Annotated in this window: 13 protein-coding genes; 8 read left to right on the top strand and 5 right to left on the bottom strand. The window is 37.5% G+C overall.

The features are described 5' to 3' along the window. The first annotated feature begins 128 nt into the window (after nt 1-128). Nucleotides 129-2,453, top strand: a complete 2,325-nt coding sequence (pflB, locus tag HT714_RS00935; RefSeq protein ID WP_173226194.1) for a formate C-acetyltransferase — start codon at nt 129-131, stop codon at nt 2,451-2,453. A gap of 263 nt (nt 2,454-2,716) precedes the next feature. Here the strand turns inward: pflB and HT714_RS00930 are convergent, their stop codons facing one another. The 3 genes from HT714_RS00930 to HT714_RS00920 form a co-directional block, all read right to left on the bottom strand. Continuing rightward, nucleotides 2,717-3,274 (bottom strand): DUF6036 family nucleotidyltransferase, encoded by a 558-nt coding sequence (locus tag HT714_RS00930; RefSeq protein WP_000359824.1) that lies wholly within the window; start codon nt 3,272-3,274, stop codon nt 2,717-2,719. Then, nucleotides 3,267-3,551, bottom strand: a complete 285-nt coding sequence (locus HT714_RS00925) for a hypothetical protein (RefSeq protein WP_050259685.1) — start codon at nt 3,549-3,551, stop codon at nt 3,267-3,269. Before HT714_RS00925 ends, HT714_RS00930 begins: the two co-directional genes overlap by 8 nt. Before the next feature lie 1,078 nt (nt 3,552-4,629). Then, entirely contained in the window at nt 4,630-5,853 is a 1,224-nt protein-coding gene (locus HT714_RS00920) for an ROK family transcriptional regulator (protein WP_173226196.1), read from the bottom strand. A gap of 167 nt (nt 5,854-6,020) precedes the next feature. On the opposite strand from HT714_RS00920, the gene HT714_RS00915 reads away from it, so the two are divergent. The 5 genes from HT714_RS00915 to HT714_RS00895 all read left to right on the top strand — a co-directional run bounded on the left by HT714_RS00915 (nt 6,021) and on the right by HT714_RS00895 (nt 12,914). Then, nucleotides 6,021-7,343 carry a PTS sugar transporter subunit IIC gene (locus tag HT714_RS00915; protein WP_173226198.1) on the top strand — a complete coding sequence of 441 codons (1,323 nt, stop codon included), beginning with the start codon at nt 6,021-6,023 and terminating at the stop codon, nt 7,341-7,343. 1 nt (nt 7,344) lies between these two features. Then, nucleotides 7,345-9,231 carry a DUF4838 domain-containing protein gene (locus HT714_RS00910; protein ID WP_173226200.1) on the top strand — a complete coding sequence of 629 codons (1,887 nt, stop codon included), beginning with the start codon at nt 7,345-7,347 and terminating at the stop codon, nt 9,229-9,231. A gap of 167 nt (nt 9,232-9,398) precedes the next feature. Continuing rightward, nucleotides 9,399-9,743: a PTS lactose/cellobiose transporter subunit IIA gene (locus HT714_RS00905; protein WP_000836780.1), complete on the top strand. Its 345-nt coding sequence runs from the start codon at nt 9,399-9,401 to the stop codon at nt 9,741-9,743. Between the two features lie 9 nt (nt 9,744-9,752). After that, a complete protein-coding gene (lacG, locus tag HT714_RS00900; RefSeq protein ID WP_173226202.1) occupies nt 9,753-11,165 on the top strand; it encodes a 6-phospho-beta-galactosidase in 1,413 nt (470 codons plus the stop codon). Between the two features lie 69 nt (nt 11,166-11,234). Further along, nucleotides 11,235-12,914 (top strand): PTS transporter subunit EIIC, encoded by a 1,680-nt coding sequence (locus tag HT714_RS00895; RefSeq protein ID WP_173226203.1) that lies wholly within the window; start codon nt 11,235-11,237, stop codon nt 12,912-12,914. Between the two features lie 124 nt (nt 12,915-13,038). Here HT714_RS00895 and HT714_RS00890 read toward each other — a convergent pair whose 3' ends face one another. Both HT714_RS00890 and trkA read right to left on the bottom strand, forming a co-directional pair. After that, entirely contained in the window at nt 13,039-14,478 is a 1,440-nt protein-coding gene (locus HT714_RS00890; protein ID WP_173226205.1) for a TrkH family potassium uptake protein, read from the bottom strand. 3 nt (nt 14,479-14,481) lie between these two features. Then, nucleotides 14,482-15,831 carry a Trk system potassium transporter TrkA gene (gene trkA, locus HT714_RS00885; protein ID WP_173226207.1) on the bottom strand — a complete coding sequence of 450 codons (1,350 nt, stop codon included), beginning with the start codon at nt 15,829-15,831 and terminating at the stop codon, nt 14,482-14,484. 187 nt (nt 15,832-16,018) lie between these two features. Here trkA and HT714_RS00880 point away from each other — a divergent pair, with 187 nt between their 5' ends. Both HT714_RS00880 and HT714_RS00875 read left to right on the top strand, forming a co-directional pair. After that, on the top strand, nt 16,019-16,867 hold the full coding sequence (locus HT714_RS00880; protein WP_173226209.1) for an S-adenosyl-l-methionine hydroxide adenosyltransferase family protein: 849 nt from the start codon (nt 16,019-16,021) through the stop codon (nt 16,865-16,867). A gap of 18 nt (nt 16,868-16,885) precedes the next feature. Next, the gene (locus tag HT714_RS00875; protein ID WP_173226211.1) at nt 16,886-17,434 is read left to right on the top strand and encodes an ECF-type riboflavin transporter substrate-binding protein; all 549 of its coding nucleotides are present in this window, start codon (nt 16,886-16,888) and stop codon (nt 17,432-17,434) included. Nucleotides 17,435-17,614 lie beyond the last annotated feature (180 nt).

Genomic DNA, 17,614 nt, shown 5'->3' with positions numbered 1-17,614 from the left:
AGACTGTTTTAGAAAAGAAAGTGTAAAAATAGGGAATTTTCACTTGTTGAAATCGGTTACTGTGTGGTATACTTGTCTCATAAATGTAACAGATGGTTGTTACTAGAAAGAAAAAAGAGGACATTAACATGGTTGTTAAAACAGTTGTTGAAGCACAAGATATTTTTGACAAAGCTTGGGAAGGCTTCAAAGGCGTAGATTGGAAAGAAAAAGCAAGTGTATCACGCTTTGTACAAGCTAACTACACACCTTACGATGGAGACGAAAGCTTCCTTGCAGGACCAACAGAACGTTCACTTCACATCAAAAAAATTGTAGAAGAAACGAAGGCTAACTACGAAGAAACTCGTTTCCCAATGGACACTCGTCCAACATCTATCGCTGACATTCCAGCAGGATTTATCGACAAAGAAAACGAAGTTATCTTCGGTATCCAAAACGATGAACTCTTCAAATTGAACTTCATGCCAAAAGGTGGTATCCGTATGGCTGAAACTACTTTGAAAGAAAATGGATACGAACCAGACCCAGCTGTTCACGAAATCTTTACTAAATACGTAACAACAGTTAACGACGGTATCTTCCGTGCCTACACTTCAAACATCCGTCGCGCTCGTCACGCTCACACTGTAACTGGTCTTCCAGATGCATACTCACGTGGACGTATCATCGGTGTTTACGCACGTCTTGCTCTTTACGGTGCAGACTACTTGATGCAAGAAAAAGTAAACGACTGGAACGCAATCGAAGAAATCGATGAAGAAACAATCCGTCTTCGTGAAGAAATCAACCTTCAATATCAAGCATTGCAACAAGTTGTTCGCTTGGGTGACCTTTATGGGGTTGATGTTCGCAAACCAGCGATGAACGTTAAAGAAGCTATCCAATGGGTTAACATCGCCTTCATGTCTGTCTGCCGTGTTATCAACGGTGCTGCTACATCCCTAGGACGTGTGCCAATCGTATTGGACATCTTTGCGGAACGTGACCTTGCTCGTGGTACATTTACGGAATCAGAAATCCAAGAATTCGTTGATGATTTCGTTATGAAACTTCGTACAGTTAAATTTGCTCGTACAAAAGCTTACGACCAATTGTACTCAGGTGACCCAACATTCATCACAACTTCTATGGCTGGTATGGGTAACGACGGTCGTCACCGTGTTACTAAGATGGACTACCGTTTCTTGAACACACTTGACAACATCGGTAACTCTCCGGAACCAAACTTGACAGTTCTTTGGACTGATAAATTGCCATACAACTTCCGTCGCTACTGTATGCACATGAGCCACAAACACTCTTCAATCCAATACGAAGGTGTAACAACAATGGCTAAAGACGGATATGGTGAAATGAGTTGTATCTCATGCTGTGTGTCTCCACTTGACCCAGAAAATGAAGAACAACGCCACAACATCCAGTACTTCGGTGCGCGTGTAAACGTATTGAAAGCCCTTCTTACTGGTTTGAACGGTGGTTACGACGATGTTCACAAAGACTACAAAGTATTTGACATCGAACCAATCCGTGACGAAGTTCTTGAATTTGAATCAGTTAAAGCTAACTTTGAAAAATCTCTTGACTGGTTGACTGACACTTACGTAGATGCTTTGAATATCATCCACTACATGACTGATAAGTACAACTACGAAGCTGTTCAAATGGCCTTCTTGCCAACTAAACAACGCGCTAACATGGGATTCGGTATCTGTGGATTTGCCAACACTGTTGACACATTGTCAGCTATCAAATACGCTACAGTTAAACCAATCCGTGATGAAAATGGCTATATCTACGATTACGAAACAATCGGTGAATACCCACGTTGGGGTGAAGATGACCCACGTTCAAACGAATTGGCAGAATGGTTGATCGAAGCTTACACAACTCGTCTACGTAGCCACAAACTTTACAAAGACGCTGAAGCTACAGTATCACTTTTGACAATCACATCTAACGTTGCTTACTCTAAACAAACTGGTAACTCACCAGTCCACAAAGGTGTATACCTCAACGAAGATGGTTCTGTGAACTTGTCTAAACTTGAATTCTTCTCACCAGGTGCTAACCCATCTAACAAAGCTAAAGGTGGCTGGTTGCAAAACTTGAACTCACTTTCTAGCCTTGACTTTAGTTATGCAGCTGATGGTATCTCATTGACTACTCAAGTTTCACCTCGCGCTCTTGGTAAGACTCGTGACGAACAAGTTGATAACTTGGTAACAATCCTTGATGGTTACTTCGAAAACGGTGGACAACACGTTAACTTGAACGTTATGGACTTGAACGATGTTTACGAAAAGATTATGTCTGGTGAAGATGTTATCGTACGTATCTCTGGATACTGTGTAAACACTAAATACCTCACTCCAGAACAAAAAACTGAATTGACACAACGTGTCTTCCACGAAGTTCTTTCAATGGATGATGCCTTGGATGCGTTGAGCTAATCAAGTTCTTGAATAATGAAATACGGAACCCTCGGTCAGTCGACTGAGGGTTTTGTGTTTGGGATAGTGTGAGCAATTCCTTCGGCGCAATATGCAATGTTTTTGGAAAGGAATAGTGGACCGAATCTGAAATAGCCCGCTGAAACGACTCAAATAGTGCTAGAAATTGACTGGAATTCTCTAAGCGATTTGTTCAGTTTTTATTTCATTTCATCATAAAAATAAGACGACTGGCTAATTGACAATCATCTTGTTTGATACTGTTAATAAAATTCGCGAAGTTTATCTTGATTTTCTTTAAAAAATTTTTCTAACCAATCCATACCATAAGCATAACTAAAACCTTCTAAGAGAACAGAGAGGTCAATAGTATCAAATCCCATGTCTTTTAAATATTTAAAGGTATCGAATGGTGAATGAAAGTTTTTGTATTTAATAATTGCACCAATATCTTTCAAATCCTGCTCCCTGATACTCATCATCTTCATTCCTAACACATACTCAATAGGGACTACTAAAACGGTCAGATTCTCAAATGAGTACAAGGATTCACATAAACTTAAGGGAGGTTGTTTGTTCATATTTGCAACATGATTGTTGAGCCATAACTCTTCGTGGGTGTTAAGATTAAACTGTTTTCCTACACGAGCAATAATTTCATTGATTTTCTGATTTTGGTCATAAAAAGCATCAACATCTTGTGTGGCACGTAAACCATGATATTCTAAGACATAACCACCGACACAGATAATTGTTAAAGTCAGATTTTCCTGAATTAATTCCTTATTTAGGGCTTGGAAGACCGGTTTCATTTTATCCATGCTTGTATTTCTCCATCAATTTTTGAACATTGGTTAACTTAGCAGGTTTATTTAATGAAATCACATATTTATGAGTTGGAGTATGCTCTTGAAAGGCATACTTCAAGCTAATTTTTTGAAAATGAGTTAGTTCTTTGGAGTCTAGCAACTTTTCTACATCTTGGTTTGTTAAATAAGAATAGTCTTCAAAAATAACTTTTCGCAAATAGCGAAACCAATGGCTTGCGTTGAATTGTGATTGTTTGGATGCCTGTATCATATAATCGTACCAATCCATTGTCTTCCTCCTATGAAATTTAGTTTATCTTATTGTAGTTTATATTCAAAAATGTAGTTTTTCTTAATTAGCTCGTATCTATAGGATGATACTGAAAATTATCTTGTTGCTTTAAATCACAATCGAAAAATTCTGTTTTTCATCTTAGAAAAGAGTGTTTAGAAATGTAAAATGAACCTTTTTTCTTATCCGAAAACCTTACTAAAGTATATAATTTAGGAAGTCAATTCTGTATGATAATGTTTGTACTATCGTCGAGTTTTTGCTTGATTGCCTAACGAGATAAATTTTAGAAGAATTTTCGGTGTGATTTGACAAGCTTCTGACTGGAAGGATAGTTACACTAGTATTGTTCATTAAAATGAGGAGATAGAGAAAATTTGGAATCCATTTGCTTATTATCAATCGTTTTTTTAGCTTATTTGTCTTAGATTGGTATAGAACTGATTTATGGATTGATCCTCTTGTATCTTATCCCGTTCCTAAATATGTTGGTAGAAAAATGAAGCAGTTGTTACGAGTGTCTGTATTGGGAAAAATTTTGTCTATACAATTCTTTAAATGATATGAAGGCTAGGAATGCCAACACACTGACATATTTCGTTTGAATCTCATCCAATCCCTATACTTGTATTTGTAGAAATGCTATCAGTAATACATTCGCGAATACTATGATTTACAACAGTGTGGTCGTACATCTTTGTAAGTTTATTATACAACAACCATTTACAGGTGTAAAGTTGAGCAGTGTCTTTAGTAAATTTAGGGACTTGTTTTGTCACAGTTTTGATACCTGTATTCGTTGTTTCATGAGCATTTAACGTTCCTCTTCATGTAGGCATTTCAACAATTAGAATGATATTTTTCCGAGGATGAACTTATATATTGTGACTTTTTAGAGTTATGATGCCTCTTGATTTGACTACCGCTATCAATTTCATCCACTTTTACAGTTTCATGCAACATAGCGAGAAGGCGGTTTCCTATATGGAAGTCGTCTTGTTTTCATATTGTCTAAATACGAGATATTTACTACAGGTTATAGTTGATTTAAACAAGTCTATAGATTTCTAATATATTAAGGTGAAATAATATCTTGTAATACATTGCTATGTTCTATGAAAAAAGCGACGATAGCTAATGCACAAGCTCCTATACTTCCACGATGTTTGTTGTAAGGTAAAATTTCAATTTCTATATTACGAGTAAAGGGAACGAAGTGGAGCTGATCTTGGATTTTATCCCTGACTTCATGAGTGAAAGGTTGATAATTAAGCAATTGACTGTTGATATAGATTTTATCAGCAGGATTGATGAGGAGAAGATTTGCAATAGAAGTGGCCAATAAATTGACTCCTTTATCAATTTGTTGGCGTAAAGCGGAGTCGCCTAAGTTGTAAGCTGTTAAAAGGGTATCTAAATGAATGTCTTTTTCAGTCTTTACAAGGCTTTTTAGTACAGTTAGTTGGGAATTTTTAAATAATAATTGGGCATGTTTGATTAACCAAGCATCCGAAATATATGTTTGTAAACAACCTTTTTTTCCGCATTCACAATATTGCCCATTCAATTCGACAATGGTGTGTCCAATTTCTCCGATATAAGGATTTTTAGAGGCTCCTATTTTTTCTTTTGTGAAAAAGGAAGTGTAAATACCTAATCCAGCGTGTAGGAAAATAAAGTTATCGGGGGTATTGTGTGGATTAAAAAGGTATTGTCCTATAGCCATACAATCAATATTATTTTTTACAATAAAAGGAAAATTGAAATCTTTAATTACATTTAATAAATTAAAAGATTCCCATATGGGGTTGTTTGTAATGATGCTTCCGGAGTCTTTGTTATAATGTCCAGGTATTGATAAGCCAAATCCAAGTAATTTTGTCTCCAAAGGGACATACTCTATAGCTGTTTTTATCATATTGGTAATGGTGGAATTGATTTCTGAAATAGGATAATCTTCATTCAAAATTTCTGCCTCGAAAAGAGTTTTCCCTTGTAAGTCACATAGACTGAGAAAGATACCTAAGACATTTATTTCAATACCTCCAACAACATACGGAATATTATCTGTGATAGAAATAGTTTTTCTACGTCTTCCGGATCCGGAAAACTCGCTAAATTCATCACCAGTTTCGTATATGAGGGACTGTTCACTTAGCTCTTTTATGATGTTAGTCGTTGTTGCTGGAGTAAGTCCTGTTTCATTAACAATATCTGTACGGGATGTTGCTGGATTTCGATATAGAAACTCCAGTATAGTGGCTCTATTTTGTAAAAAGGCTGATTGTTTTGTAATCATTTGTTTCCTCCTTTGGTTTATTTTATATTAAACATAAGAAAAAATCAATTAAAATTATTATTCTATACAAAGAAAAAAATATTGTAAAAACAGTAAAAAATATATTGACAACGCTTTCTGTTAGTGGTATATTTAATTTATAAAAAATAAAAAAAGGAGTTCCGGTGATGAACAATATTTTAGCGTTTTTAGAAACAAAAGTCGCTCCGTTTGGTGAAAAAGTTGGCAACCAACGGCATTTGAAAGCTATTCGTGAAGGATTTATGATGGCAATGCCTTTGATTTTAGTCGGCTCTTTATTTCTTATTCTAATCAGTTGGCCTCAAGAGGCTTTTACAAATTGGCTGAATAGTGTTGGATTGCTAAGTATCTTGACAACTATGAATCAGTCAACAGTAGCGATTATCTCCTTGGTCGCTTGTTTCGGTATTGCCTACAGGTTGTCGGAAGGATATGGTACAGATGGTCCATCGGCAGGGATCATAGCCTTATCCAGTTTTGTATTGATGGCACCTCGTTTTTCGAGTATGGTTTATGATAAAAATGGAGAGCAGGTCAAGCAGTTATTTGGCGGCGCAATACCATTTTCTAGCCTGAATGCATCTTCTTTGTTTATGGCGATTACCATTGGATTGGTTACAGCAGAGATTTATCGTATGTTTATCCAGCGCGGAATTACGATAAAAATGCCAAGTGGTGTCCCAGATGTAGTAAGTAAATCATTTTCAGCTCTTTTACCTGGTTTTACTACTTTTGTTTTGTGGGCTTTGGTCTTAAAAGGTCTTGAAGCGGCAGGAGTTGCAGGAGGTCTCAACGGACTCCTAGGTGCAATTGTTGGAACACCGCTTAAGTTAATTGCAGGAACGCTTCCAGGTATGATTCTATGTGTTATTGTAAACTCATTCTTTTGGTTCTGTGGAGTTAATGGGGGACAAGTTTTAAATGCTTTTGTAGACCCAGTTTGGTTACAATTTACTACAGAAAACCAAGAAGCTGTGGCTGCAGGACAAACACTCCAACACATTATTACATTACCGTTTAAAGATTTATTTGTATTTATTGGTGGCGGTGGAGCTACTATTGGTCTTGCGATTTGTCTCTTCCTATTTAGTAAGAGTCGTGCTAATAAAACATTAGGTAAGCTAGCTATTATACCGTCTATCTTTAATATCAATACAGCTATTCTATTTACGTTTCCAACGGTTTTAAATCCGATTATGCTGATTCCGTTTATTGCTACTCCTACAATCAATGCCTTAATTACCTATGTATCAATGGCTGTAGGATTAGTACCTTATACAACAGGTGTAATCCTTCCGTGGACAATGCCACCGATCATAGGAGGATTCCTTGCGACAGGGGCTAGTTGGCGAGGAGCTCTATTACAAGTTGTGTTAATTTTGGTTTCTGTGGCAATTTATTATCCATTCTTCAAAATTGCAGATAAACGCAATCTTGAAAAAGAAAAAGCTACTGTTGGAGGGGAATAAGATGGTTATCAGAGTATTTGATCAGCAGAAAAATGCTTATTCTAGCTTTGCCTTAGAGGAATTAAGTTACTATATGAATCGGGTCTTTAAGACTGACATAGAACTTGTCGAGGAGAAGGAAGCGGATATTTTTGTAGGATTAGTCAATAAAGAGGATAGAAAAGACCATGTTCTTATCTCATTAGACAAGGGTAAGGGGAGAATTGAGTCTAATACAATTGTAGGTTTACTTATTGGAATTTACCGAATGTTTCATGAATTTGGGGTTGTGTATACTAGACCAGGGCGCGGACATGACTTTGTTCCAGAGTTACGATTTGAAGATTTTTTAGATAAAGAGCTATCTATAGATGAAACAGCCAGTTACTATCATAGGGGAGTATGTATAGAGGGAGCGGATTCATTTGAAAATATACTAGATTTTATTGATTGGCTACCTAAGATTGGGATGAACAGTTTTTTCATTCAGTTTGAAAATCCCTATTCTTTTTTGAAACGTTGGTATGAACATGAGTTTAATCCATACCTAAATAAAGAAAAATTCTCAAATGAATTAGTACAAGAATTGAGTGATAGGTTGGATAAAGAATTGCAAAAAAGAGGTCTTATTCATCATCGTGTTGGTCATGGATGGACAGGTGAGGTTTTAGGTTACTCTTCAAAATTTGGCTGGGAATCAGGTCTTAGTATTTCAGAGGAGAAGAAACCCTATGTCGCTGAAATAAACGGGAAACGAGAATTGTTTAATACGGCTCCGATTTTAACCAGCCTGGATTTTTCAAATCCAGATGTAGCTGATAAGATGGTAGAAATTATTACGGATTATGCCAAGAAAAGACCTGATGTGAATTACTTACATGTATGGTTGTCGGATGCTCGTAATAATATTTGTGAATGCGAAAACTGTAGACAAGAATTAGTTTCGGATCAGTATATTCGTATTCTCAATCAATTGGATAGGGCTTTAACGAGTGAGGGATTAGATACAAAGATTTGTTTTCTGCTTTATCATGAGTTGTTATGGGCACCTCGGAAAGAAAAATTAGATAATCCTGAACGCTTTACCATGATGTTTGCACCGATTACAAGAACATTTGAAATGAGTTATGCAGATGTAGATTTTGACAATTCCATACCTACGCCTAAACCTTATATGCGTAATAAAATTATACTTCCGAATTCTCTTGAGGAAAATTTATCTTATCTTTTTGAGTGGCAAAAAACATTTAAAGGAGATAGTTTCGTATATGACTATCCTTTAGGGCGTGCTCATTATGGCGATTTAGGCTATATGAAAATTAGTCAAACTATTTACAGAGATGTATCTTATCTTTCAAACCTACATTTGAACGGGTACATTTCGTGTCAAGAATTACGTGCCGGATTCCCTCATAATTTTCCTAATTATGTCATGGGGCAAATGCTCTGGAAGAAGACAAGAAGTTATGAAGAATTGATTGAAGAATACTTTTCTGCTTTGTATGGGGAAAATTGGCAGTCTGTTGTTGAATATTTAGAAAAATTATCTAGTTATTCCTCATGTGATTATTTTAATGCAATTGGCAGCCGTCAAAATGATGTTTTAGCGAATCATTATTATATAGCTTACAATCTAGCTGATAATTTTTTACCAATTATTGAGGAAAATATTTCTAAGTTATTAAATAGTCAAAAGGATGAATGGAAACAGCTCAGTTATCATCGTGAATATGTTGTTAAGATGGCGAAGGCTTTATATCTTCAAGCAACTGGAAAAACAAGGCAAGCTCAAGATGAATGGAGAAATGTGTTGAATTATATCCGTGGGCACGAATTACTATTCCAATCTAATTTGGATGTTTATCGTGTAATTGAAGTAGCAAAAAATTACGCTGGTTTCCACTTATAAATCATAAGTATAGAAAATGAACTAAGGTATTCAGAGAAGATTGATCCTAAATATTATGAAATTTAAGGATTTTTAAGATATTTAGGGTCAACTTTCTATTTGTATCGTAGCGAAGTCATTTTAATAATGATGTGTAAAAGATGGATCAAGATTGAGGAGGAAGAAAGATGAAATCAAAAGAAGAAATAAATATGCTTGGTTTTACAATTGTCGCTTACGCAGGAGATGCAAGGTCAGATTTGATGGATGCTTTGGCGTTTGCGAGAGATGGATATTTTGAACAGGCAAGAGAATTGGTTGAGTCTGCAAACGACTCAATAGTGTCTGCCCATCGAGAACAGACTAATTTATTAGCGGAGGAGGCATCTGGAGATAATTTTGAAGTGAGTTTTATCATGATTCATGGTCAAGATACTTTGATGACAACGATGCTATTGTATGATCAGGTAAAGTTTTTTATTGATGAATATGAACGAATTCGAAAGATTGAAGAACATATTGGTTTGCAATGAGGATTAGTCATGGAAAATTTACAGGTTAAAGCCTTACCGAAGGAGTTTTTATTAGGAGCTGCTACCGCTGCTTATCAAGTAGAGGGTGCAACTAGGGTAGATGGCAAAGGAATAAACATGTGGGATGTTTATTTGCAAGAAAATAGTCCGTTCTTACCAGATCCAGCTAGTGATTTTTATTATCGTTACGAAGAAGATATAGCCTTGGCGGCAGAACATGGTTTGCAGGCTTTGCGTTTATCTATTTCCTGGGTTCGCATATTTCCTGATATAGATGGGGAGCCGAATATATTGGCTGTTCAGTATTACCATAGAGTCTTTCAGTCCTGCTTAAAACATAATGTGATTCCGTTTGTTTCTTTACATCATTTTGATTCGCCTCAGAAAATGTTAGAAACAGGGGATTGGTTGAATAGAGAGAATATTGATCGTTTCATACGATATGCTCGCTTTTGTTTCCAAGAATTTACAGAAGTCAAGCATTGGTTTACAATCAATGAACTGATGTCTCTTGCTGCAGGTCAATATATAGGAGGTCAGTTTCCTCCGAATCATCATTTTCAATTATCTGAAGCAATTCAAGCGAATCATAACATGTTGTTGGCGCATGCTCTTGCAGTCCTCGAATTTCATCAATTAGGGATTGAGGGAAAGGTAGGTTGTATTCATGCGTTAAAGCCAGGCTATCCTATTGATGGGCAAAAAGAAAATATTTTGGCAGCTAAACGGTATGATGTTTATAATAATAAATTTCTATTAGATGGAACTTTTTTGGGCTACTACAGTGATGACACGCTTTTTCACTTGAATCAAATATTGGAAGCTAATAATTCTAGCTTTATTATAGAAGATGGTGACTTAGAAATTATGAAAAGAGCTGCACCTCTTAATACGATGTTTGGGATGAATTATTATCGTTCAGAATTTATTCGTGAATACAAAGGTGAAAATAGACAAGAATTTAATTCAACAGGAATAAAAGGACGGTCCTTTTTTAAATTAAATGCTCTAGGTGAATTTGTAAAAAAGCCTGGGATTCCGACAACAGATTGGGATTGGAATATTTATCCTCAAGGCTTATTTGATATGTTGCTTCGTATCAAAGAAGAATATCCTCAACATCCGGTCATTTATTTAACTGAAAATGGTACAGCCCTTAAAGAGGTTAAGCCAGAGGGCGAGAATGATATTATTGATGACAGTAAAAGAATCCGTTATATTGAGCAACATTTACACAAAGTTTTAGAGGCTCGAGATAGGGGAGTCAATATTCAAGGCTATTTTATATGGTCTTTGCAAGATCAATTTTCTTGGGCGAATGGCTACAATAAGCGATATGGTCTTTTCTTTGTTGATTATGAGACACAGAAGCGATATATTAAGAAAAGTGCTCTTTGGGTAAAAGTGCTAAAACGGAATTAAGGTTAGCGATTTGACTGATGTTTAATATATTTTAACTATGAGCTTAAATTTTTTACAGGAGGAGTTTTTATGGATAAGTTAGTCGCTGCCATTGAAAAGCAACAAGGGAAATTTGAAAAAATTTCTACTAATAATTATATGATGGCTATTAAAGATGGATTCATTGCTACTATGCCTTTAATTATGTTTTCAAGCTTTTTGATGATTATTATTATGATTCCTAAAAATTTCGGAGTAGAGTTACCGAGTCCAGCTATTGTCTGGATGAGGAAAGTGTATATGCTAACCATGGGAGTTTTGGGTGTTATTGTTTCAGGGACAGTTGCAAAGTCATTGGCTGGAAATGTTAATAGAAAAATGCCTCCTGGAAAGGTAATAAATGATACTTCTGTAATGTTGGCAGCCATATGTAGTTATCTGGTATTAACTGTAACGCTTGTAGTTGATGAGAAGACGGGATCTACAAGTTTGTCGACAAACTATTTAGGATCTCAAGGATTGATAACTTCGTTTGTCAGTGCCTTTATTACTGTAAATGTTTACCGATTCTGTATTAAGCGAGACATTACTATTCATTTACCTAAGGAAGTTCCTGGAGTTATATCCCAAGCTTTTAGAGATATTTTTCCTTTTTCTTTTGTTTTACTTATTAGTGGTTTGTTAGATATTGTATCTCGGTTTAGTTTAGATGTTCCTTTTGCCCAAGTATTTCAACAACTATTGACCCCTATTTTTAAGGGGGCAGAATCATATCCTGCTATGATGTTGATTTGGTTTATGTGTGCTTTGCTTTGGTTTGTTGGAATTCATGGGCCATCTATTGTCTTACCTGCTGTTACAGCTTTACAGCTGAGCAATATGGAAGAGAATGCTCAACTTCTTGCAAATGGGCAGTTCCCTTATCATTCTTTAACACCTAATTTCGGGAATTATATCGCTGCTATTGGAGGAACGGGGGCTACCTTTGTTGTACCATTTATTTTGATTTTCTTTATGCGGTCTAAACAATTAAAATCGGTAGGTAAAGCTACAATTACTCCTGTTTTATTTGCTGTAAATGAACCTCTTCTATTTGGTATGCCTGTTATTTTGAATCCCTATTTTTTTGTCCCTTTTTTGATGACTCCACCAGTGAATGTATTTCTAGGAAAGGTCTTTATTGATTTCTTTGGAATGAATGGATTTTATATCCAGTTACCTTGGGCCTTTCCTGGTCCATTGGGATTGTTAATTGGAACGAATTTTCAACCTATATCCTTTGTATTTTTATCTTTGATTTTAGTTGTCGACATATTGATTTATTTGCCATTCTGTAGAGCGTATGATAGACAGTTACTGATGAAAGAAGATGTTGCAAGCTCAAATGATATTATTTTAGAGGAGGATACAAGTGAAATAATGCCTGGTGAGTTAGATGAAATAAAAAGTAAGGAGTTGAAAGTACTGGTTCTTTGTGCAGGATCTGGAACAAGTGCGCAATTAGCCAATGCAATTAACGAGGGCGCTCAATTAGCAGAAGTTAGAGTGATTGCGAATTCAGGAGCGTACGGAGCTCACTATGATATTATGGGTATTTATGATTTGATCATTCTGGCTCCACAAGTTCGGAGTTATTATAGAGAGATGAAGGTGGATGCAGAAAGATTAGGTATTCAGATAGTTGCTACCAGAGGAATGGAATATATTCATTTAACAAAGAATCCAAGTAAAGCCTTACAATTTGTATTGGAGCATTACCAAGCTGTGTAGTAAGTTTTTCCATCTTTTATTTGAGTAAGGACTTTGCTTACAGACAGGCTTGGATTTAAAAACGTTCCCCCTTTTTAATATAAAAATCCCTCTTTCACAATTGTAAAAAGAGGGATTTTGTATTTTATCTCTTAGACCAAGTTCTCTTCATAAAGAGAAGTAGGATTGGGTAAATCTCCAAGCGGCCTGCAATCATTGCAAAGGAGAGGAGAATTTTTGAGATAGGACTAAAGATTGAGAAACTAGAAGTAGTTCCTAGAATAGGCCCGATATTATTGAAACAGCTGAAGACAGCGCTGGTCACAACCAGAAAATCATTGCTATCTAGGCTGACAATAAAGATAAGGGATAGCAAAATCATAGAATAGATGACAAAGTACTTGAGAATCTTATGCTGGGTATCTTTGTCAATTACCGTTTTATTAACATGGAGGGTCAAAACACGGTGGGGCGATAGGATTGATAAAATCTGATTTTTAGCAATTTTTGAAAGGATTAGGCCTCGGATAACCTTGAGTCCACCTGCGGTTGATCCAGCAGAGCCACCGATTCCCATGAGGAAGAGAAGGATAAACTGGGAGAAGAGGGGCCAGTTGGTAATGTCTCCGTAACCAAAACCAGTCGTTGTAATGATATTGGAAACCTGGAAGAAGGCCATTTCAAAACTCTTTGAAAATCCTGGATAGAGATAGAGGGTATTAAGGCTAATCAAGCCTGTAGAAAGCAGAACAATGACCAAGTAAGCACGAAGTTCCTCGTCACCAAAGAAGGCTTTGACGCGACGGAGCATGAGGTAGTAGTAGAGATTGAAATTTACCCCAAAAACCAGAACTCCGATACTAACCAGATAGGTAATCAGTGAGCTGCCATAGTGGGCAATCCCGTCGTTATAGACGGTAAAGCCTCCTGTACCTGCTGTCCCCATAGCAATGACAAAACTATCAAATAGGGGCATGCCAGCCAGATAATAGATGATGACAAAGAGGGAGAAGAGAGCTAGATAAAGGAGATAGAGAATCTGGGCAGTGTTTTTTAGTTTGGATACTACTTTACCAAAAACAGGGCCAGGAACCTCAGCCTTCATCACTTCTAGGTGACTATTCTTGGCATTATCCATAATAGCAAGTGCAAAAACAAGCACTCCCATCCCTCCAATCAAGTGGGTAAAACTTCGCCAGAAGAGGAGGGAACGACTGAGGACCGAAACGTCGTTCAAAATACTTGCTCCAGTAGTTGTAAAGCCAGAACTGATTTCAAAAAAGGCATCGATAACGCTGGGAATTTGCTTAGCAAAAACAAAGGGGAGACCGCCAAAGAAGGACCAAAGGATCCAACAGAGGGCAACAATCAAGACTCCCTCCTTGGCATAAATCCGTTGATTTTTGGGCTTTTGTAAAATTCCTGAACCGCCTAGTAATACGAGAATCCCTATTGTTGAAAAGAGGGCCGTAAAGACTTGGCTCGATTCACGGTAATAGAGAGCGACAGACACAGGAACCAAAAGAAGAACAGCTTCAATCAAAAGTAATTTTGAAAGGAGGTAACGAATCATACTTTTATTCATTTCTTACCTCGCGATCAAGTCATAAATCTTGGTGATGTTTGGCAACAAGGTTGTTACTAGGAGCTTGTCTCCAACTTCCAACATATCCTCCCCAGTAGGGAAAATAGTCTTGCCCTTTCGAATGATGGCTGCTATAAGAACCCCTTTTTTTAGTTTTAGTTGAGAAAGAGGTTTGGCAGTCATTTTATTAGCTTCCTTGATATGAAATTGCAGGGTTTCGATTTGGCCATTGGCTAGATGGTGCATGGCCTGAAGGTCTGAATACTGGGCATTAACCCGACCACGAATAAAGTGCATAATCGTATCTACAGCGATGCTTTTAGGTGTGATGATACTTGAAAAATCAGGCGCATTGATAATCTCGAGGAGACTGGTACGATTGACCTTGGTGATATTTTTTTGTACACCTACCCTGTCAAGGAACATAGAGGTAATCAGATTTTCCTCATCGACCCCTGTTAGAGTCGCAACGGCATCATAGTTTTGAGCACTTTCTTCCAGCAGGATATCTTTTGCGGTACCATCTCCTTGAACGATGTAGAGGTTTGGGAATTTCTCGCTAAAGAAGCTAGCGATTTCAGGATTGATTTCAATAACCTTGGTATCGATACGACTGTCTTTGAGGATACCTAGTAGATAATAGGCAATTCTACCAGCTCCAACAATAAGAAGGCTCTTCACGGCACGAGACTTGAAATAATTATGGAAGAGCATCATGTCAACACGGTTACCAGTGACAAAGATTCTATCTTTATCCTGTACAGTCATGTCACCGCTTGGGATGATAATTTGATGATCCCTCTCTATAGCGCAGACAATGACATTGCCAAATTTTTTCCGAAAATCAGAAATGGGCATTTGGCAAAGACCGCTGGAAGATTTAACAGTGAATTCCATCAAGCTGACCCGTCCACCAAAGAAACGTTCGACAGAGAGAGCATTTGGGAAGTCAATGATATTAGCAATAGCGCGGGCAGCCAAGAGCTCAGGATTAACAATAAGAGAAAAACCGAGAATATTCTTTTCTTTGAAATAAGAGTTAGAATATTCAGGATTCCGCACCCGAACGATGGTCTCTTTAGCTCCCATTTTTTTGGCTAGAACTGCTGCGATCATGTTGACTTCATCGTATTCAGTCAGGGTGATAAAGATATCACAATCTTGGACGCTGGCTTGCTCAAGAATGGCAAAATCGGCCCCGTTACCAAGGATACCAATGATATCAAAGCGACTGACAATATGATTGAGAACAGCTTCGTCTTGCTCAATCAGCAAAACATCGTGCTTTTCTGCAACCAAGGAGCGACAGAGGGCAAAACCAACTTTTCCCCCTCCGACAAGGATAATTTTCATAATAAAACCTACTTTTTCATGATGTAACTATCATACCTTTTTTCAAGAAAAAATGCACCTACTAGCTAATAACAAGAGCTTTTAGTGAAATTTTGCTATAAGGTAAAACTATACCCTAATCAATTGAAATAGCTATTAGCACCTTTCTCTGAAATATGGTATGATAAAGGGTATATGAGGAGACAAAATGAATAATAATTTACTGGTATTACAATCAGACTTTGGTCTGGTAGATGGTGCGGTATCGGCTATGATTGGAGTGGCTTTAGAAGAGTCTCCAACCTTAAAAATCCATCACTTGACGCACGATATCACGCCTTATAATATTTTTGAGGGGAGCTATCGTCTCTTTCAGACGGTGGATTACTGGCCTGAGGGAACAACTTTTGTATCTGTTGTCGATCCAGGTGTCGGTTCGAAACGTAAGAGCGTGGTTGCCAAGACTGCCAAAAATCAATACATTGTCACGCCAGACAATGGGACGCTTTCTTTTATTAAGAAACACGTTGGCATTGTAGCTATTCGTGAGATTTCTGAGGTGGCCAATAGACGGCAAAATACAGAGCATTCTTATACTTTCCACGGTCGGGATGTCTACGCCTATACTGGAGCTAAACTAGCCAGTGGTCACATTACTTTTGAGGAAGTGGGACCAGAGCTCAGTGTAGACCATATTGTAGAGCTTCCAGTCGTAGAGACCATCATTGAAGATCATCTGGTGAAGGGAGCCATTGATATTCTGGATGTGCGTTTTGGTTCGCTCTGGACCTCTATCACACGGGAAGAATTTTACAAACTGGAACCAGCATTCGGTGATCGTTTTGAAGTGACTATCTATCATGCAGATATGCTGGTCTATCAAAATCAGGTTGTCTATGGCAAATCATTTGCGGATGTGAGAATTGGGCAACCCATCCTTTACATCAACTCTCTCTATCGTTTAGGTTTAGCTATCAACCAAGGTTCTTTTGCCAAGGCCTATAATGTGGGTGTCGGTTCATCTTGGACCATTGAAATAAAGAAAATAGAAGGATAAAATAGGAGAATAAATAGTATGGAAATCAAATTTACAATTAAACAAGTTGTTGCTGTCGGAATTGGCGCTGCCCTCTTTGTCGTCATCGGGATGATCAATATTCCGACCCCTGTTCCAAATACAAGCATCCAGCTTCAGTATGCGGTACAAGCGCTACTTTCTATTATTTTTGGACCGATTATCGGTTTGCTTGTCGGGTTGATTGGTCATGCAATCAAGGACACTCTTGCTGGATATGGTCTGTGGTGGACTTGGATTATCGCTAGTGGACTTTTTGGTCTAGTTGTGGGGCTATTTAGAAAGTACGTTCGCGTGATCAATGGTGTCTTTGACTGGAAAGATATTCTTATTTTTAACCTCATTCAACTACTTGCAAATGCCCTTGTTTGGGGTGTCTTGGCACCACTTGGAGATGTTGTGATTTATCAAGAAGCGGCAGAAAAAGTATTTGCTCAAGGGATTGTTGCGGGAATTGCTAATGGTGTATCTGTAGCTATTGCAGGAACTCTTCTCTTGCTTGCCTATGCAGGAACTCAAACTCGTGCAGGAAGTTTGAAAAAGGACTAAAATGATGGGGAAGGCTGGGCAACCTACGGCTAGCTTCCTGGTTTGCTCTTTGATTTTCATTGAGTATAAAATGATGGGGAAGGCTGGGCAACCAGTCTTTTTCGATGTTTATAGATTAGTGAGGCAAGTAAGCTAGGATAAGAATCTTTTGGGCGCTAAGATTTTAGGAGAAGAGACTGC

The organism is Streptococcus sp. 3705, assembly GCF_013277145.1.
In the GTDB taxonomy this organism is placed as follows: Bacteria; Bacillota; Bacilli; order Lactobacillales; family Streptococcaceae; genus Streptococcus.
The sequence above is the reverse complement of the archived record's forward strand: the minus strand, read 5'-3'. Positions and strand labels throughout refer to the sequence as shown.